General features: G+C 58.9%; 16 protein-coding genes. 7 read left to right on the forward strand and 9 right to left on the reverse strand.

The features are described from left to right. Positions 1–128 precede the first annotated feature (128 nt). From CGA21_RS04540 to CGA21_RS04555, 4 genes are all read left to right on the forward strand, one after another. On the forward strand, positions 129–1,751 hold the full coding sequence (locus CGA21_RS04540; RefSeq protein WP_110752394.1) for an acyl-CoA synthetase: 1,623 nt from the start codon (positions 129–131) through the stop codon (positions 1,749–1,751). Between the two features lie 112 nt (positions 1,752–1,863). Beyond that, the gene (locus tag CGA21_RS04545) at positions 1,864–3,636 is read left to right on the forward strand and encodes an acyl-CoA dehydrogenase C-terminal domain-containing protein (protein ID WP_188263631.1); all 1,773 of its coding nucleotides are present in this window, start codon (positions 1,864–1,866) and stop codon (positions 3,634–3,636) included. Positions 3,637–3,816: 180 nt separating this feature from the next. Further along, complete coding sequence (locus CGA21_RS29830) at positions 3,817–4,215, forward strand: hypothetical protein (RefSeq protein WP_110752499.1); 399 nt, start codon at positions 3,817–3,819, stop codon at positions 4,213–4,215. Between the two features lie 43 nt (positions 4,216–4,258). Further along, positions 4,259–4,693 (forward strand): VOC family protein, encoded by a 435-nt coding sequence (locus tag CGA21_RS04555; RefSeq protein WP_110752390.1) that lies wholly within the window; start codon positions 4,259–4,261, stop codon positions 4,691–4,693. 179 nt (positions 4,694–4,872) lie between these two features. Here CGA21_RS04555 and CGA21_RS04560 read toward each other — a convergent pair whose 3' ends face one another. From CGA21_RS04560 to CGA21_RS04585, 6 genes are all read right to left on the reverse strand, one after another. Next, a complete protein-coding gene (locus tag CGA21_RS04560) occupies positions 4,873–6,204 on the reverse strand; it encodes an LLM class flavin-dependent oxidoreductase (protein WP_110752388.1) in 1,332 nt (443 codons plus the stop codon). A gap of 63 nt (positions 6,205–6,267) precedes the next feature. After that, a complete protein-coding gene (locus CGA21_RS04565; protein ID WP_188263633.1) occupies positions 6,268–7,029 on the reverse strand; it encodes an ABC transporter ATP-binding protein in 762 nt (253 codons plus the stop codon). 25 nt (positions 7,030–7,054) lie between these two features. Then, the gene (locus CGA21_RS04570) at positions 7,055–7,840 is read right to left on the reverse strand and encodes an ABC transporter permease (protein ID WP_188263634.1); all 786 of its coding nucleotides are present in this window, start codon (positions 7,838–7,840) and stop codon (positions 7,055–7,057) included. Then, positions 7,837–8,742, reverse strand: a complete 906-nt coding sequence (locus CGA21_RS04575; protein ID WP_188263635.1) for an ABC transporter permease — start codon at positions 8,740–8,742, stop codon at positions 7,837–7,839. The genes CGA21_RS04570 and CGA21_RS04575 overlap by 4 nt, the downstream gene beginning before the upstream one ends. Before the next feature lie 4 nt (positions 8,743–8,746). Beyond that, positions 8,747–9,859: an ABC transporter substrate-binding protein gene (locus CGA21_RS04580; RefSeq protein WP_188263636.1), complete on the reverse strand. Its 1,113-nt coding sequence runs from the start codon at positions 9,857–9,859 to the stop codon at positions 8,747–8,749. Positions 9,860–9,892: 33 nt separating this feature from the next. Beyond that, positions 9,893–10,804, reverse strand: a complete 912-nt coding sequence (locus CGA21_RS04585; protein WP_188263637.1) for a TauD/TfdA dioxygenase family protein — start codon at positions 10,802–10,804, stop codon at positions 9,893–9,895. A gap of 374 nt (positions 10,805–11,178) precedes the next feature. Between CGA21_RS04585 and CGA21_RS04590 the strand changes: the two genes are divergently transcribed. The 3 genes from CGA21_RS04590 to CGA21_RS04600 all read left to right on the forward strand — a co-directional run bounded on the left by CGA21_RS04590 (position 11,179) and on the right by CGA21_RS04600 (position 13,437). After that, positions 11,179–11,982, forward strand: coding sequence for a lytic transglycosylase domain-containing protein (locus tag CGA21_RS04590; RefSeq protein WP_110752378.1), 804 nt, complete (start codon positions 11,179–11,181; stop codon positions 11,980–11,982). A 75-nt stretch (positions 11,983–12,057) separates the two neighbouring features. Continuing rightward, entirely contained in the window at positions 12,058–13,176 is a 1,119-nt protein-coding gene (locus CGA21_RS04595; RefSeq protein WP_188263638.1) for a low temperature requirement protein A, read from the forward strand. Between the two features lie 102 nt (positions 13,177–13,278). Beyond that, the gene (locus CGA21_RS04600; RefSeq protein WP_177411654.1) at positions 13,279–13,437 is read left to right on the forward strand and encodes a hypothetical protein; all 159 of its coding nucleotides are present in this window, start codon (positions 13,279–13,281) and stop codon (positions 13,435–13,437) included. A 64-nt stretch (positions 13,438–13,501) separates the two neighbouring features. Here CGA21_RS04600 and CGA21_RS04605 read toward each other — a convergent pair whose 3' ends face one another. The 3 genes from CGA21_RS04605 to CGA21_RS04615 all read right to left on the reverse strand — a co-directional run bounded on the left by CGA21_RS04605 (position 13,502) and on the right by CGA21_RS04615 (position 17,317). Continuing rightward, positions 13,502–14,956, reverse strand: coding sequence for a TrkH family potassium uptake protein (locus tag CGA21_RS04605; protein ID WP_188263639.1), 1,455 nt, complete (start codon positions 14,954–14,956; stop codon positions 13,502–13,504). 370 nt (positions 14,957–15,326) lie between these two features. Then, positions 15,327–16,661, reverse strand: coding sequence for a sensor histidine kinase (locus CGA21_RS04610; protein WP_188263640.1), 1,335 nt, complete (start codon positions 16,659–16,661; stop codon positions 15,327–15,329). Further along, a complete protein-coding gene (locus tag CGA21_RS04615; RefSeq protein WP_110752372.1) occupies positions 16,658–17,317 on the reverse strand; it encodes a response regulator transcription factor in 660 nt (219 codons plus the stop codon). Before CGA21_RS04615 ends, CGA21_RS04610 begins: the two co-directional genes overlap by 4 nt. Positions 17,318–17,402: the final 85 nt, after the last annotated feature.

Consider the following 17,402-nt stretch of genomic DNA (forward strand, 5'->3'; position numbering starts at 1 on the left):
TGCTTAGGTTGTACTTCCATATAACCGGCGAAATATTATATAACGTCATCCGGACTTAGAAGGTGACCTCGGCGACTACGCCGCCCGGTCAGCCATAGAGCTAACAATCAGCCAACGAGTACCCGTACATGTCTATCTATGACCAGGGCCTGGCCCCTTCGGCTGTCAATCACATTGCCCTCTCGCCGCTCAGTTTCATCGAGCGCACCGCCAGTACCTACCCGAACCACCCCGCCGTTATCCACGGTTCGATTCGCCGTACCTGGGCCCAGACCTACACCCGTTGCCGCCGCCTGGCCTCGGCGCTGGCCGGTCGCGGCATCGGCAAGGACGACACGGTGGCGGTGATGCTGCCCAATATTCCCGAGATGCTGGAAGTGCATTTCGGCGTGCCGATGATCGGTGCCGTGCTCAACCCGCTCAACGTCCGGCTGGATGCCGAAGCGATCGCATTCATGCTCCAGCATGGCGAAGCCAAAGTGCTGATCACCGACCGCGAGTTCCATGACGTGATCAAGGCGGCGCTTGGCATGCTCGATCACCCACCCCTGGTGATCGACGTCAATGACCCGGAATACGGCGAAGGCCAGGCCGCGAGCGACCTGGATTACGAAGCGCTGTTGGCCGAAGGCGACCCGGCGTTTGACTGGAAATGGCCGCTCGACGAGTGGCAGGCCATTTCGCTGAACTACACGTCAGGCACCACCGGTAATCCCAAGGGGGTGGTCTACCACCATCGCGGCGCTTACCTGAGCGCGCTGGGCAACCAGATGACCTGGGCCATCGGCAATCATCCGGTGTACCTCTGGACGTTGCCGATGTTCCATTGCAACGGCTGGTGCTACCCGTGGACCATCACGGCCCTGGCAGGCGTGCACGTGTTCCTGCGCCGGGTCGACCCGCAGAGAATCCTCACGTTGATCCGCGAGCATCAGGTCACTCACCTGTGCGGTGCGCCGATCGTGCTCAATGCATTGGTCAACATGCCGGAGTCGGCGAAAGCGGCCATCGATCACCCGGTCAACGCCTTGGTCGCGGGCGCTGCGCCACCGGCCAAAGTGATCGGTGCCGTCGAAGAGATGGGCATCAAGGTCACGCACGTGTTCGGCCTGACCGAAACCTATGGCCCAGTGACGGTCTGCGCCTGGCACGCCGAATGGGATGAGTTACCCCTGGAGCAGCGGGCGCAAATCAAGTCGCGACAGGGTGTGCGCTTCCCGACACTGGAAGGCGTGATGGTCGGCGACTGCACAACGCTGGAACCAACCCCGCGCGATGGCCAGACGATCGGTGAGATTTTCCTGCGCGGCAACACGGTGATGAAAGGCTACCTGAAGAACCCGACCGCCACTGCCGAAGCGTTCGAAGGCGGCTGGTTCCACACCGGTGACCTGGCGGTCTGGCATCCCGACGGGTACGTCGAAATCAAGGACCGACTCAAGGACATCATCATTTCCGGCGGCGAGAACATTTCCACCATCGAGCTCGAAGGCGTGCTCTATCGCCATCCGGCTGTGATGGAAGCCGCCGTGGTCGCCCGTCCCGATGAGAAATGGGGCGAAACGCCCTGCGCCTTCATCACCTTGAAGGCGGATCACCAGGACGTTCGAGAGGCTGACATCATCGCTTTCTGCCGTGAGCATCTGGCCGGGTTCAAGGTCCCGCGCACCGTGATCTTCACGCTCTTGCCCAAGACGTCCACTGGCAAGATCCAGAAATACGTGCTGCGCGACCGGGCCAAGGCGCTCTAATCCCTTCTACCCTGCTTGCATCAAGCAGCAGGTCATGCACCTGCTGCTTGAGGGTCGTTCAGGCCACATTCGGCTGTGCCCGTAATACAACCGTCCCAACGAGGTTTACGTTATGCCAGAATTCAAAGCCCCCCTGCGTGACCTGCGCTTTGTGCTGCACGAAGTGTTCGAGGCACCGGCCCTGTGGGCGCGCCTGCCCGCCTTGGCCGACAGCATCGACGCTGACACCGCGGATGCCATTCTTGAGGAGGCGGCAAAAGTCACCGCGCACCTGATTGCGCCCCTCAATCGTAGCGGCGACGAAGAAGGCGCACAGTGGCATGAGGGGCGAGTCAGCACCCCCAGCGGTTTCAAACAGGCTTACGCAACCTACATCAAAGGCGGCTGGGTGGGACTGTCCGGCAACGCCGAGTTCGGTGGCATGGGCATGCCAAAAATGCTGGCCGTGCAATTCGAAGAGATGCTCTACGGTGCCAACTCAAGTTTTGCGCTGTATTCGGCCTTGAGCGCCGGCGCCTGCCTGGCACTGGATGCCCACGCCAGCGACACCCTGAAAAATCTCTATCTGCCACCGATGTACGAAGGCCGCTGGGCCGGCTCCATGTGCCTGACCGAAGCCCATGCCGGCACCGATCTTGGGCTGATCCGCACCCGCGCCGAACCTGAGGCCGACGGCAGCTACAAGATCACCGGCAGCAAGATCTTCATCACCGGGGGCGACCAGGACCTGACCGAAAACATCGTTCATCTGGTACTGGCCAAACTGCCGAATGCACCGGCGGGTCCGAAAGGCATTTCACTGTTCGTCGTGCCTAAAGTGTTGGTCAATGCCGACGGCTCGCTTGGCGCTGCCAACGCCGTGAGTTGCGGTTCGATCGAACACAAGATGGGCATCAAGGCCTCAGCCACCTGCGTGATGAACTTCGACGGTGCCAGTGGCTGGTTGATCGGTGAAGAGAACAAAGGCCTGGCGGCGATGTTCACCATGATGAATTACGAACGCCTGTCCATCGGCATTCAGGGCATCGGCTGCGCCGAGGCGTCCTACCAGAGTGCCGTCGCCTACGCGCGCGAACGCCTTCAGAGTCGAGCCCCCACGGGCGCCGTGGCGGCGGACAAACCGGCCGACCCGATCATCGTTCACCCGGATGTGCGGCGCATGCTGCTGGGCATGAAAGCCATGACCGAAGGCGGCCGCGCGTTCGCCAGCTATGTCGGGCAACAACTGGACCTGGCGAAGTTTTCCGCTGATGCCGGCGAGCGCGACAGTGCGCAGGTCCTGGTCGCGCTGCTGACGCCCGTGGCCAAGGCATTTTTTACCGACAGCGGCCTGGAGAGCTGCATCAATGGCCAGCAGGTTTTCGGCGGCCACGGCTACATTCGCGAATGGGGCCAGGAACAATTGGTCCGTGATGTGCGCATTGCGCAAATCTACGAAGGCACCAATGGCATCCAGGCACTGGATCTGCTCGGGCGCAAAGTGCTCGCCGACAAAGGCCACGCATTGCGCCAGTTCACCGGCGAGATCCGCCGCTTCGCGGCACAGCCTGACGCCCCCTATGCCACGCAACTGCTGGATGTCGTGCAGCGGCTGGAGGACATCAGCGACTGGCTCCAAGACAGAGCGGCAAGCAACCGCAACGAAGTCGGCGCGGCGTCGGTGGAGTATTTGCACCTGTTCGGTTACGTCGCCTACGCCTGGCTCTGGTCGCGCATGGCTCAGGTTGCGCGGCAAAAACGCAGCGAAGACGAAGATTTCTACGCCGCGAAAATCGCCACCGCCGACTTTTACTTCCAGCGCTTGCTTCCACGCACCTTGAGCCTTGAGCAATCCATTCTTGCCGGTAGCGACTCGTTGTATGGCCTGCGCGCTGAACAGTTCTGACGATTGAGCGACGCCATGGCGCTCTGGCAGGCGTTGCACTAATTGCAACGCCTGCCTAGAACTTTTCCTTGATTGTCGGTCTATTTGGATAGGCTCATCCGCTCGGTAGGCGCGAACCCGCAGGCTTCGCGCAGCCAGATGGCCACACGTCCAATTGCCAATCAGAGGTTGTCTTCGCTCATGAAATTCCATGTCCCACGGATGGTGCTCCTCGGCCTGTTCGCGTTCGCGGCAATGGGCTCGGCATCAGCAACACAGATGAAGACTTCAACCCCTGTTTCCGCCCCCCCAGCCATAGCCGTCCAGGCGCCCGTGCGGGCCGCCGACAACCCCTGGCCGACCTTGGCCAGTACGGCCACCAAGCAGTCAGGGCCGTTGCTTGCCCATGACGATCGATACTGGCACGACGATCGTTGGCACGATCGCCGGGACGAATGGCGTCGAGACGAATGGCGCAGAGCCCAGTGGCGCAGAGAGCAAGCCCGCCGGGAAGCCGAACGCCACCGCTACTGGGAGCGCCACCGCGACCGGGACGCACGGTACCGCTACGACGACGATCGCCGCTACTATCGTCGCTAGCGCCAAGCTACGCGACTTCGTTTAACAACAGGGAGCGAAGGACATGACCATCAAGCGCATGGACAACGTCCTGATCGTTGTCGACGATCTCGAAGCGGTGAAGGCATTCTTTATCGCGTTAGGTCTCACGCTCGAAGGCCAAACCACCGTTGAAGGGGCTGCTGTCGGCAGCCTCATTGGGCTGGGCAACGTGCGAGCCACCCTCGCGATGCTGCGCACCCCCGACGGACAGGGCATTGAACTGGACAAGTTCCACACCCCGGACGCCGTGCGGTACGGCCCCGTGGACACGCCAATGAACGCCCTGGGTCTTCGTCGCATCATGTTTGCCGTCGATGACATCGATGCGCTCGTGGCACGAATGCAGGCCCATGGCGCCGAATTGATTGGCCAGATGCAGTACGAAACATCGTACCGGCTCGCCTATGTTCGTGGGCCTGAGGGCATCATCGTCGGGCTTGCGGAGCAACTCGGCTAAATGCGTGTGCGGTTTTATCAGACCACTGCACAATGCCTGCGTTCGGCAATCGTGGTTAATGGGGTCTCGCGATCAAAAGCAGAGCGTGGCGGCCTGTCCGCGTTGTGATCGTTCCCATGCTCTGCGTGGGAACGATCACAACGCGGACATCCAGACAATCCCCCGATCGCTGCGCGCCCTCAGGCAGACTTCAACGCAAACCGCGAAACCGGGCGACTCAGACCGTAATGCTCGCGCAGCGTGGTACCCGTATAGTCCTCGCGAAACAGCCTGCGCTTGCGCAGGATCGGCAACACTTCATCGAGAAACACTTCAAAGCCCTCGGGGAATGCCGGCGGCATCACGTTGAAACCATCGGCGGCGCCGCTGCGGAACCACTGTTCGATCAGGTCGGCGATTTGCACCGGCGTGCCCACCGGCACCCAATGCCCGCGAGCACCGGCCAGGCGGTTGATCAGTTGGCGCAAGGTCGGTTGCTCGCGGTCGACTATATCGATGACCAGCTTGAAGCGACTGGCCTGGCTCTCACTGCCTTCAAAATTGACCAAATGACGAGGGAAAGGCGCATCCAGATCCTGACCGGACAGGTCGACACCCAGCAATCGGCGCAGCTGGCCCAGGGCAACGTGCGGCAGTACCAGGTCGTTGAGTTCATCGAACTTGCGCCGGGCTTCCGCTTCGGTGCTGCCGATGTAGGGGCTGATACCCGGGAGAATTTTCAGCTGGCGCGGGTCGCGCCCCACTGCCCTCGCCCGCGCGCGGATATCGTTGGCGAATTCGGTCGCGCTTTGCAGGGTCTGGTGCGCGGTGAAGATCGCTTCGGCATGCCTTGATGCGAAATCACGGCCATCCTCGGACGAGCCGGCCTGCACTTGCACCGGCCGTCCTTGCGGAGAGCGTGGTGAGTTAAATGGGCCCTTGACCTGGTAGTGCGTCCCCACGTGGTTGATCGAGTGCACTTTCGCACCGTTGGCGAATACCCCGGTGGCCTTGTCCAGCACCAGCGCATCGTCCTCCCAGCTGTCCCACAGGTCACCCACCACCTGCACGAATTCTTCGGCCTTGGCATAGCGGTCATGGGCCGACGGATGCTGGTCCAGGCCGAAATTGGCGGCGGCGGCCGCCAGGGACGTGGTGACAATGTTCCAGCCGGCGCGGCCCTTGCTCAGGTGGTCCAGCGCACTGAACGAACGCGCCAGGTTGTAAGGCTCGCTGTAGGTGGTGCTGGCCGTGGCGATCAGGCCGATGCGTTGGGTCACCGCCGCGATGGCCGCCAGCCAGGTCACTGGTTCGAAACGTATGCGCAAACCCTCGCGATCGCTTTCGGCCAGGGATGGCGAATCGGCAAAGAAGATCGCATCGAGCTTTTCCCGTTCCGCCCTCAGTGCAAGCTGTTGGTAGTGAGCGATGTCCATGGACGCTTCCGGCACCGACTGTGGGTGACGCCAGGCGGCTTCGTGATGACCATTGGGGTAGATGAAGAGGTTGAGGCTGAGCTGACGTTCGGACATTTCCTTTTTCCTACTATGAAAAGCCTGAGTAGATGAATCTGAAAAAACAGGACAGCACGCGACTCAATGCAACTCCGCAAAGTCGCTCAACACGTCATCGCGCAGGGCGATGAAACGGCTGTCACTGCGATTGCGCGGACGCGGCAGAGCGACGTCGACGACGCGCCGGATGCGCCCCGGGTTGGGCTGCATCACGACCACCCGGTCGCCGAGGAATACCGCCTCGTCCACATCGTGGGTGACCAGGATCATGGTGATTTTTTCCTTGGCCCAGATGTTCTGCAGCTCGCCCTGCAACCGCGCGCGGGTCAAGGCGTCGAGGGCGCCCAGAGGTTCATCCAGCAGCAGCACGCTCGGACGATTGACCAAGCCGCGGGCGATGGCCACGCGCTGGGCCATGCCGCCGGAAATCTGATGCGGGTAGGACTCGATGAAGTCTTGCAGGCCGACCAGTTCAATGTGCTCGCGCACGGTGTCGCGCTTCTGCCCGGCGCTCAGGGGTGAATTCTTGAGGCCCACGGCGACGTTCTGCTCGACGTTGAGCCAGGGGAACAATCGGTGGTCCTGAAACACGATGCCGCGCTCCAGGCCCGTGCCCTTGATGGGTGTGCCATCGAGCAGGATGCGCCCGTCGAATTCCTCGTCCAGGCCGAGGATCAGCCGCAGCAGCGTGGATTTGCCGCAACCGCTGGCGCCGACGATGCTGATGAACTCGCCAGGGGCGATGTCGAGGTGGATGTTGTCGAGTACCTGCAATTGCGTCGAACTGCCAGGTTTGGAGATGAACCGCTTGCTGATGTGTTCCAGGGTCAGGCCGTTGCTCATGTTGCGATCCTTTTCAATGTGGCAATCAGTTAGTCGTGATGCCATACAGGCGCTGCATCCGCCGCTCAAGTGTCCGGGCCAGGGCGTTGAGGCCCCATCCCACCAGGCCGATAACCACCATTCCAAACAGCACCAGGTCCATCATGAAATGCTCGCTACCATCGATCAGCGTGTTGCCGATCCCCTCCCCCGATACCAGCAGGTATTCGGCACCGATGGTTGCCAGCCAGCTGTAGACCAGCGCCAGGTAGAGCCCGGTGAAAATCGACGGCAAGGCAGCAGGCAGCATCACCCCGATAATAGTTTGCCAACGGGTGAAGCCGTACACCCGCGCCACTTCCAACAAGTTGGGCGGGACGTTGCGCAGCCCGTCGCAGGTGTTGACCACCACCGGCACCAGTGCGGCCAGTGACAGGAACACCACCTTGGCCACATCGCCCAGGCCGAACCACACCGAGATCAGCGGGATCCAGGCGAACAGGGAGATTTGCTTGAAGGTGTTGAAGCTTGGCCCCACCAAGCGCTCGAAACGCCGCGAAAGACCCAGCAGGCAACCCAGTACCAGGCCCAGCGCGGTGCCGATGAAAAAGCCACTGAGGTTGCGCGCAAGGCTCGCCGAAATCGCCCGCCAGAATTTGTCCGAGGTGATTTGATCCCAGGCTGTCGCCGCGACTTTTTCCGGCGAAACGAACAGCCCCGATTCACTCCAGCCCTGGTTCGAAACCAACCACCACAGGGCAATCACCGAGATTGGCAAGACCCAACCGCGATACCGGTGGCTACCGCTACCTGTCGACAACGTCGCACTCATGACTGGCGCCCTCCAACCGTTGGCCGACCGTGATCGAGGCGTTTCTGCGCGTAGTCGAAACTGCGATCGATCAGCAGGCCGAGCGCCCCCACTATCACGACGGCCGCCATCACCAGGTCCAGTTGAAACAGCTGGCGCCCATAGACGATCAGGTAGCCCAGCCCTTCACTCGAGGCCACCAATTCGACCACCACCAGCGATAGCCAGGCTTTGGTGAAGCCCAGGCGGAACCCGGTAAACAGTGTCGGGATTGCCGCCGGCAGGACAATGGAGGTGACGCTTTGCCGACGGCTGAAGCCGTAGGTCCGGCCGACTTCCAACAAGCCCTTGGGCGCCTGGCGGAACGCCTGCAAGGTACACAGGGTGATTGGCACCAGGGCGGCCTTGGCAATCAGCACATACTTGAGCGTCTCGCCGATGCCGAACAGCAACAAGGCGAACGGCAGCCAGCCCAATACCGGAATTTGCACCAGTGCGTTGAAAGTCGGCAGCAGGTAATCCTCCAGCGTCCGGGACAGTCCCATGGCCAGGCCCAGCGCCACTCCGAGCAAGGCGCCGAGGCTGAACCCGACGACAACCCGCTGCAGGCTGGCCAATGCGTTGAGCCACAGATCCCCGCTGACAAACAGGTCCGACAGCGCCTGGTAAACGTAGGCTGGCGGTGGCAGCACCTGCTCCGAAAGCCAGCCGCGTTCCACCCCCAGGTACCACAAACCCAGCAACAGCAACGGCAACAGCCAGGGCAAGGCCTTGTCACCCAGGTTCACGGACCAGGCTGAAGTGCGCGGTACCTCGACCTTGCGGACCGGGCGAGCGGGCGACGGTGGAAGACGTTTGACGTTGTCGCTCGGCAATGCCGGCGCCCCATACTTCTCGAGTCTTGCGGTCTGTGCCCTGGCCATTTCCCTAGCTCCCTTGCTTGCTGGTCGTGGTGGCCGCTACCGCGCTACCCGCCGGTTGCTTGCCATCCGGGCCGTAGGGCGTCCAGTAGTTTTCCAGTCCCTTGGCCTTGAGGGCTTTCTGCAGATAGCTGCTTTCGAACCAGCCATCGATACTGACCGGGCGACGGATGAGTTTTTCTTCCTTGGCCTGATCCGCCACGGCCTGATAGCGGCTGATCAGAAAATTGTCGACCAGAGGCGAGGCCCGGTCCCTGAGAGGAACCCCGGTGAAGTCGGCACGCAGTGAATCGGCGGGATCATTGCTCTTGGCCCATTCAGCGAAGACGTCATCGCGATGGCTCTCGTCCGATGTCCACTTCGCCGCGTCCACCAGCGTGTCGACGACCTTTTGCACCTTGTCCGGATGCTCTTTTTCATATTCACCGCGAACCACCAGCGCCGTCTGCCGGGTGTAGCGCACGTCCTGCTGAGGATTGTCGTAAATGATGTCGATCAGGCCCTTGTCACGCAGCTTGAACAACTCACGCCCACCGAATGCGGCATCCACGCCATTGGAAATCAATGCGGCCTGAGAGCTGCCGGTATCGAGGTTGATGGCCTTGATATCGCGCTCGGTCAGCCCGTGCTCCGCCAGCAGATTGATCATCACCAGATGACCGTTGGTACCGCGGAAGATCGCGACCTTCTTGCCTTTGAGGTCCTCGATGGTCTTGAGGGGGGAGCCCTTGGGCACCGCCAGGTAGAGGTTGGCGCGCACACCCAACGCCGCCAGCAACTTGGTGTCCAGTCCGTTGGAGCGCCCGACGACTGCAGGCAGATCGCCCTGGTAGGCGAAGTCCAGTTGCTGGTTGGAGAAGGCTTCGTTGACCGCCGGCCCTGCCCCCTTGAAGAAGAACCACTGCACTTCGGTCCCGGTTCCGGCGAAGGCTTTTTCCAGCAATTGCTGATTGCGCACGATGCCCAGAGGCGAGCCGCTGAAGGTCACCGGGTCACCGCCCCCGGCCGTGGCGACACCGATGCGCAAGACATCGGCCTCGGCCCCGGATACCGCAAGAACCGCAGCCAGCGCTGCAGCGATGCTGCCTTTTTTAAACAGGCGAATGCCATTGAGCTTCATGTCAGCCTTCCTTGTACCAATGAGAGTCGCTCGTCAGGCGGCGAGGTGTTTTTTGTCGGCTTCGGTTTTCGGCGAACGCGCCTCGGGGCTAGGCTTGAGCGCCTGGCTCAAGCGACCATCCACCCCGACCGGCACATCACCGTCGATGGTGGTGCGGCGCACGATGCGCGGGGCGTCGCCGTAATCGTTGATCGCGATGTGCTGGGTGGCGCGATTGTCCCAGATCACCACATCGCCCTCCTGCCAGCGCCAGCGAACGGTGTTGTCGACATGGGTGATACGGTCGTGAAACAGGCGAATCAGTTGTTTGGAATCGTTGCTACTGACACCTTGAATTTGTTTAACAAAGTGCCCCAACAACAAACTTCTTTCACCCGACTCCGGATGGACTCGCACTAACGGATGTTCGGTTTCGTAGACTTCAGCAGTGAACTGTTCACGATAACGCTTGAGTCCCGACTCGTCGGTATTACGCGGCGCTGCGTAGTCATACACGTTGGTGTGCAATACGCGAAGATTATCGGCCAATTGTTTTAACGGGTCGGGTAAATCAGCATAGGCTGCTGCAGTATTGGCCCATACCGTATCACCGCCAAAGGGCGGAATTACGACACCACGCAAGATGGAAATCTTCGGGTAGTTGGCCACGAAGGTCACATCGGTGTGCCAGGAATTGGCGCGGGTTTCCTTGGCGTCCAAATGCAGGATCGCAGCGCCTTGCTCAGCGGAACGCACGGTCGGGTGCGGGACCTGATCGCCGAAGCGGCGGGAAAAAGCCTCGTGCTCGGCGTCATCCAGATGTTGGTCGCGAAAGAACAGCACTTTATATTTCAACAGTGCCTGATTAATGAATTCGAATGCCTCGGCGCTGATGCCTCCCCCCAACTTCACGCCTTCCAGTTGTGCCCCAATTCGACCGGCGACCGGTTTGATTTGAATAGTCATCGAGCTACCTCCTGTCTCACGAGTTGTTGTGGGACAGATCATAAAGTCATAAAAGCAGCGATGACTAATCACAAATTATTCTAAAGATAGATTAAGCCCGATATACCTGTCCCGCTATTAAATCCGGATAAAAGCTATAAGCCTCTTGTTATTAGCTAATAACTTTTTAGTAGCAACATAAAGTTGATGGTGTGTTTGGGATTACGTTGGTGGGGTTGCTGAGGGGCTGGTTCCAGCCCGTACGTCAACGCAAGTCCCAACGCCGGCTACAAGGGGTATAACTGTCAGGACAGCAGGCGGGTCACCCCAGGCCCTCCAAAGGCAACGTTCGGGTCAGGCGCCCCTGATCGGCGCCTGCGGCGCGGAGCGATGTGATGTATTCCAGGGCATGGCGATGGGCTCGCAAGAGCCTTATTGGCGGCATCGAGCTGGCCTTGCTGGTCACGCCACTGTGCGCCAGCGCCATGTTCAAGTGCCAAGCCGGGGACGGAGCCATCAGCTACACCAGTCAAGCCATCGCCAGCGCCCGCTGCACTCGCGTGAATGGCATGGCTGGCGCTGCCGGCGCCAAGCCCATGGCCCTGCCACGGCTTGTGCAAGACAACGACTCCGGCGCGATGCGGATTCGGGTGTTCACTTTCCTCCACAAGGGTGTTCGTCAATATGTGAGCCGGCGCCCGGTAGGCATTTCCGCGCGGGTCGATGTCCTTGAAGTCTATTACATCAAGGGTTGCTATCTGTGCAGGGCGCCGAAGGATTTCAAGGTCGCCTCACTGCGCCTGGACACCCGTTCCTATCGGCGGGAAATCGAAGCCGCTTCGGGTCAATATGGGGTCGACAGAGCGCTGGTCCGCGCGGTCATACATGCCGAATCGGCGTTTCGCCCCAACGCCATTTCCGAAGCGGGCGCCCAGGGGCTGATGCAATTGATGCCCGCCACCGCCGAGCGCTTCGCCGTGGACGATCCATTCGACGCCCGGCAGAACATTCGTGGTGGCGTGCGCTACCTGGCCTGGCTGCTCAAGCGTTTCAACGGCAACCAGATGCTGGCGTTGGCCGGTTACAACGCTGGCGAAGCGTCCGTGGTCGAGCACAATGGGGTGCCTCCCTACGCCGAGACGCAATCCTACGTCACCCTCGTGCAGTCGTTGACCGAACGCTATCGTAACAATCGCTAGTTATTCCCGCCCCCCCGTTCGCTAATCCGTTAGATTCCTTCTACCTTAAAGAGGTGCACACGGAGCCAGCAGCGAATGAAGTCCTTGAAGTACTATGACAAAAATCGACACGCCACATGGTTAGAGTTGTTTTTTGACCTGATTTTTGTTGTGGCAATTGGCAAGGTTACGCACATTCTCGGTCATGTTCATCACGGGCACTTTGAGCCTGAGCAAGTATGGACGTTTTTACTGCTTTTTGTTCCATTATGGTGGATCTGGTCTAGTCACACGATTTACGCCAACAGGTTTGATACAGACAGTAACCCTCACCGCCTGGCAACATTGTTTATGATGTTGCTGCTCATTGTGCTCTCTGCACTGATTGAAAAAATACCGGAAGTAAACTATCCGCTTGTTATGGCCTGTTATTTTGGTATACGTGTCATCATCAGCATTATGTACATATCGTCCAGAAGAAAACACGATGACCGTGGCAAATTCTCCGCCAGGCTTGGCTTCGCCCTGCTAGTCAGCGCAGTTATTAGTCTTTCATCCATTCTTTTTGACCCACCCATGCGTTACCTTGTTGCTTACCTTGGAATTTTTCTTGACATTCTCTTGCCTGTAATTGTCGGAAGCAACCTAAAGCCATTGCCAACACATACAGAACACTTGGTTGAACGACTGGGCTTGCTCACCCTCATCTTATTGGGCGAGTCAGTCATTAGCCTTTCTGCAGGGTTATCCAACATTGACTGGGATCGTTATACCGTAATGACGGCAATCACCGGATTTATCATGGTTTGCAGTATCTGGTGGATCTATTTTGAAAGCTTTTACCTGCTGAGCAACAAAGAAAGCAGTATGAGTGGGCACTCCCTGATCTACTCGCACCTTTTTCTGTTTATGGGGCTAGCACTCCTCGCCAATTTGATCAGGCATGCGATCCTGAATGACATTGCGATACGCGATTTCCAGATTATGTCAATCATCGGCATGGCCTTGTTTTTCCTGGGCAAGCAATATGGCTATTTCGTAGCCGTGCCCAAAATAAGGAAATACATAATACAAAACACCTTGATCGTATTGTCTTTGGGTGGGTTGGTTATATTCCTGCCCCGCGTCCAGTACATATTGGTCGGCCTGACAGCCACCATGATCTGTTATGTTCTCCTGAATTTCAGATATCGTGGAATGTTTATCAGGCCATAGGTTGGGCCGGTACCTTCCGCAATCTGAGCGAACGACAGGTCTTTGGCTGGCTGGAGCTACCACGACAGGTGGTGGCAAACCCATAATGAGCATCGTGCCTTCATGGCCCGAGGAGTCTATGGCCAGGCACTGTATGTTGAGCCGAAGGCCGAGGTCGTGATAGCGCGGTTCGCCAGCCATCCCGCCGCCGCCAACGTGGCTAACGATGCGGCTTCCTTGCCGGCCCATGATGCCGTTGCCAAGTACTTGATGAGCCAGTAACGCCAAGTTGTTGGCTCTGATTTGATTCTGAACCCGGGCTGCCAGGCCGTCGTTATCGACTTGATCAGTACCTCCAAAAGACTGGTGTGAGCAGCACCAGCACCGTCAGAATTTCCAGCCTTCCCAAGAGCATGCCGACCGTCAGCAGCCATTTTGCCGCATCCGGCAAGGTCGAGAAGTTGCCTGCTGGACCGATGATCGTCCCCAGGCCGGGACCCACGTTGCACACTGCGGTGGCAGCACCACTTAAGGCTGTCGTCCAATCAAGACCGATCAGCGCCAATCCCAGGGCAATGCCACCGATGGTGATGGTGAAAAAGAATGAAAAGGTCAACAGCGAACGTGCGATGTCTTCGTCAATGGGATGGCCGTTGTATTTTTTTCGAATCACCGCACGAGGATGAATCAGTTGTTTCAGGCTGCCCATCAGCAAGGAGGAGGCAACCTGAAAGCGGAATATTTTAAGCCCTCCCGCCGTAGACCCGGAGCATCCGCCGACGAAGGTCAAATAGAAAAACAGCAAGACAGAAAAGCTGCCCCACAAGGTGTAATCCCCGAGGGCTAAACCCGTGGTCGTGACCACCGAGGTTACATTGACGGCCACGATACGAAACGCTTCCCACCAGCTGTAGTCGCTGTTAATGCACAACCACGTACCAAATAGCAGCCAGGTAATCACCAGAAATCCAATGAACCCTCGCACCTGATGGTCTTTAAATAATGCACTTTTGTTGCCCCGTAGCGTGGCGACATACAAGGTGAAAGGCAGGCTGCCTACGATCATGACGACCACGGATACCCAATGAATGGCCGGTTGAGGCCAGTGCGCCAGGGAGGCATCCGAGGTTGAGAAGCCACCCGTTGAAATAAATGACATCGCATGATTGATCGCTTCGAAAGGTGTCATTCCCGCGACCCATAGCGCCAGAGCGGACACCCCGGTCAGCCCGAGGTAGAGCACCAGGATATATTTCGCCGCGACGTGAGAGCGTGGTGTGACTTTCTCTGACCAGTCTGAAGATTCTGTCTGGAACAAACGCATGCCGCCGACTCGCAACAAAGGCAAGATCGCCACGGCCATGCCGATAAAACCAATTCCGCCGAGCCAGTGCAGCATCGAGCGCCAAATCAGCAATCCTGGTGACGCGGTATCCAGCCCCGTCAAAATCGTCGAGCCGGTGGTGGTGATGCCGGACATCGTTTCAAAAAATGCATCGGTATAGCTGATGTGATGGATGAGCACCATCGGCAAAGCCGCAAAGGCGCAGACGACAACCCAACTGGCCGTAGTCAACAGGTACATGTCTCGTGGACGAAGTTGGGCAACCTCTGGACGCCCGCGAATAATCAGCGCCAACCCACAGACGAACGTGATCAGGCTCGACCAGAGAAACGCCGATAGATCATCACTGCGGTCATAAACCACCAGTGTAAACATGGGAATCACCATGCTTACGGCCAGCGTGATCAAAAAAATACCCAGGATAAATCCGATAAGACGCAGCACTGCAATGGACATAAAAAACGCCTGGCTGATGAGCGCCGCACAGTATCAATTGAGTCAACAGGGCTAGCCGTAAAATTTACGTAAAATTCCCCGGCGGAGCTGAGTCTAGCTGATCGGCATCAGCCATTTGCGCGAACGCTGGGCAATTCAATGCCCCTCGGAAATGACTGCATAGGCCGACACGATCGCTGACATGTTTGCCGCGCACACGATCACGTCCAATTGACGCCGGGCCCATCAAGGAAGATGAAAACAGTGCTTGGCGCCCTACTCCTTTTTTGTCTGAATACATCTGCATTCGCTGGCGACAACCCTATCGGTTTCCGGGCCTCAAATGCATGAGAAGGCGTATTTTTCGATCGTTGGCGAGCCCCCCAGCCTCTTATGATGGAGCAAGCGGTAACCAGACGCAGACTTCGAACCCATCTTGTCGACCTGTTGCCGGGGAGAACAATTTCATTCTGGCGTCTACCCCCTGCACTATGGTTTTGGCAATCGCCAAGCCCAGTCCTGAACCACTGATCTCACTGTGACCGCGCACAAAACGCTCAGTCAGGTGCTGCAATATCGACTGCGGCACCGCCGGGCCGCCATTGACAACCCGTAGCTGTGCCTGTTCGGTGAGACTGACTTCGATCGGTTGTTCCGCTGCACCATACTTCAGCGCATTTTCAATCAGGTTGCGCAACAGGATACCAAAGGCGTCCGGGTCAATAGTCGAGTACACGCAGGACTGGTTTGGCAGCTGCAACTTGATCCGGTGCCCACTGCGGTTGTTCCACTCATCAACCACATGGGCAAGCAACGGGATGAGGTCCTGAGGCGTTTCGGACAACAGGCCACCGCCTTCGGCCTTGGCCAGTTGGATGAGTTTTTCCGAGAGCCGCGCCAGGTCGCGCAACGCGTTTTCGATTTTCGCCGCACGTACTCGCAACGGGCCCTCGGGCGCCTCATGGTGGAGTCGCTGGATTTGCGCCAGGGTCGCCGCCAGTGGCGTACGCAGTTCATGGGCGCTGTTGGCAGTAAAGCTGCGTTCGCTCTCCAAGGCCTTGCGCAAGCGCTCCAGCAGATGATTGACCGCCTCCGCCAGTGGTGCGATTTCCGCCGGCAATCGCGCCCCGCTGATCGGCGACAGATCACCCACCCCACGAGTCTCCACGGCACGACGATAGGCCAATACACTGCGCAAGCTGATGCGCACAAACAACCACGTTCCCAACAGACTGATGGGAATCAACGCCAATAATGGCAACAACAAGGCAAGCAACGCTTCACGTGCCGCTTCGCGGCGGTGTTCCAGAGGTTCGGCAATCTCGATAAACACTGTTTCACGTAGCGCACTGGCGCCGTACAGACGGTATTTTTTTGTGGTTGAAAAGCCTTCGGCCGGTCGTTGGTTGAAGATCTTCGGGTTGGCGTCGTGGGACTGCATCAGGATCTCGCCCTTGGCATCGCGCACCAGGTACGTCAGGTATTCCTTGTGCATTTTCAGGGTGGCGACGTGTTGGGCGTCACGAGGACTTTCACGGTTGCTGATTTCCAGCACGGCCAGAGGCAGGATGCGCTGTGCAGTCTCTTCCAGCGCACTGTCGAACGCCTCGTTCAATTCATGCTGCACCACCAGCCAGGCGCCAACGGTCGCCGCCAGCCACAGTAAGGTCGTGCCCAATGTCAGCCCCAGGCCGAGGCGTTTTTGCAGGCTCGAAGACGGCTTCATGCGGACATCAACCGGTAGCCCATGCCCCGCACGGTTTCAATCAGGTCGCGCCCGAGTTTTTTACGCAGACGGCTGATGTAGACCTCAATGGTATTGCTCTCGATTTCGGCGCCGAAGGCATACAGCCGTTCTTCAAGCTGCGACTTGGACAGCAGCGCGCTGGGGCGTTGCACAAACGCCTCGAACAGCGCCCACTCCCGCGCGGTCAGGTCCACCGTCGCACCGGCCCGCAACACCGTGCGGGCACTCATGTCGACCTGCAAGTCGCCGAGTCTGATCTGTGGATTGGGGTTGCCGCTGTAGCGCCGGGCCACCGCCGCCACACGGGCCGAGAGCTCGAACAGGTCGAACGGTTTGACCAGGTAGTCGTCGGCGCCCGCGTTGAGGCCAGCGATACGATCGGAAATCTGATCCTGGGCAGTCAGGATAATCACCGGGGTCACGTCCCCTGCCGAACGTTGCTGACGCAAAAAATCCAGCCCGCGACCGTCCGGGAGCATCAGGTCCAGCAGGATCAGGTCGTAAGGCGTGGTGCGCACGCTGTTGCGCGCGAGGTCCAGGCGCTGCACCCAATCGACGGCGTGGCCGTCATCGGCGATCTGCTCGCGCACCGCTTCCCCCAAGCCTGGAGCGTCCTCGACCAATAGAATCCGCATCGGGTACCTCCTGTGATGGTTGTCGTGTAGCACCTTAATTGCCTTACCTGACGTGAATCTGAAGATTCAGCTGGTTGTCAGGAAT

Origin of the sequence: Pseudomonas sp. PSB11, from assembly GCF_014596605.1 — a bacterium.
In the GTDB taxonomy this organism is placed as follows: Bacteria; Pseudomonadota; Gammaproteobacteria; order Pseudomonadales; family Pseudomonadaceae; genus Aquipseudomonas; species Aquipseudomonas umsongensis.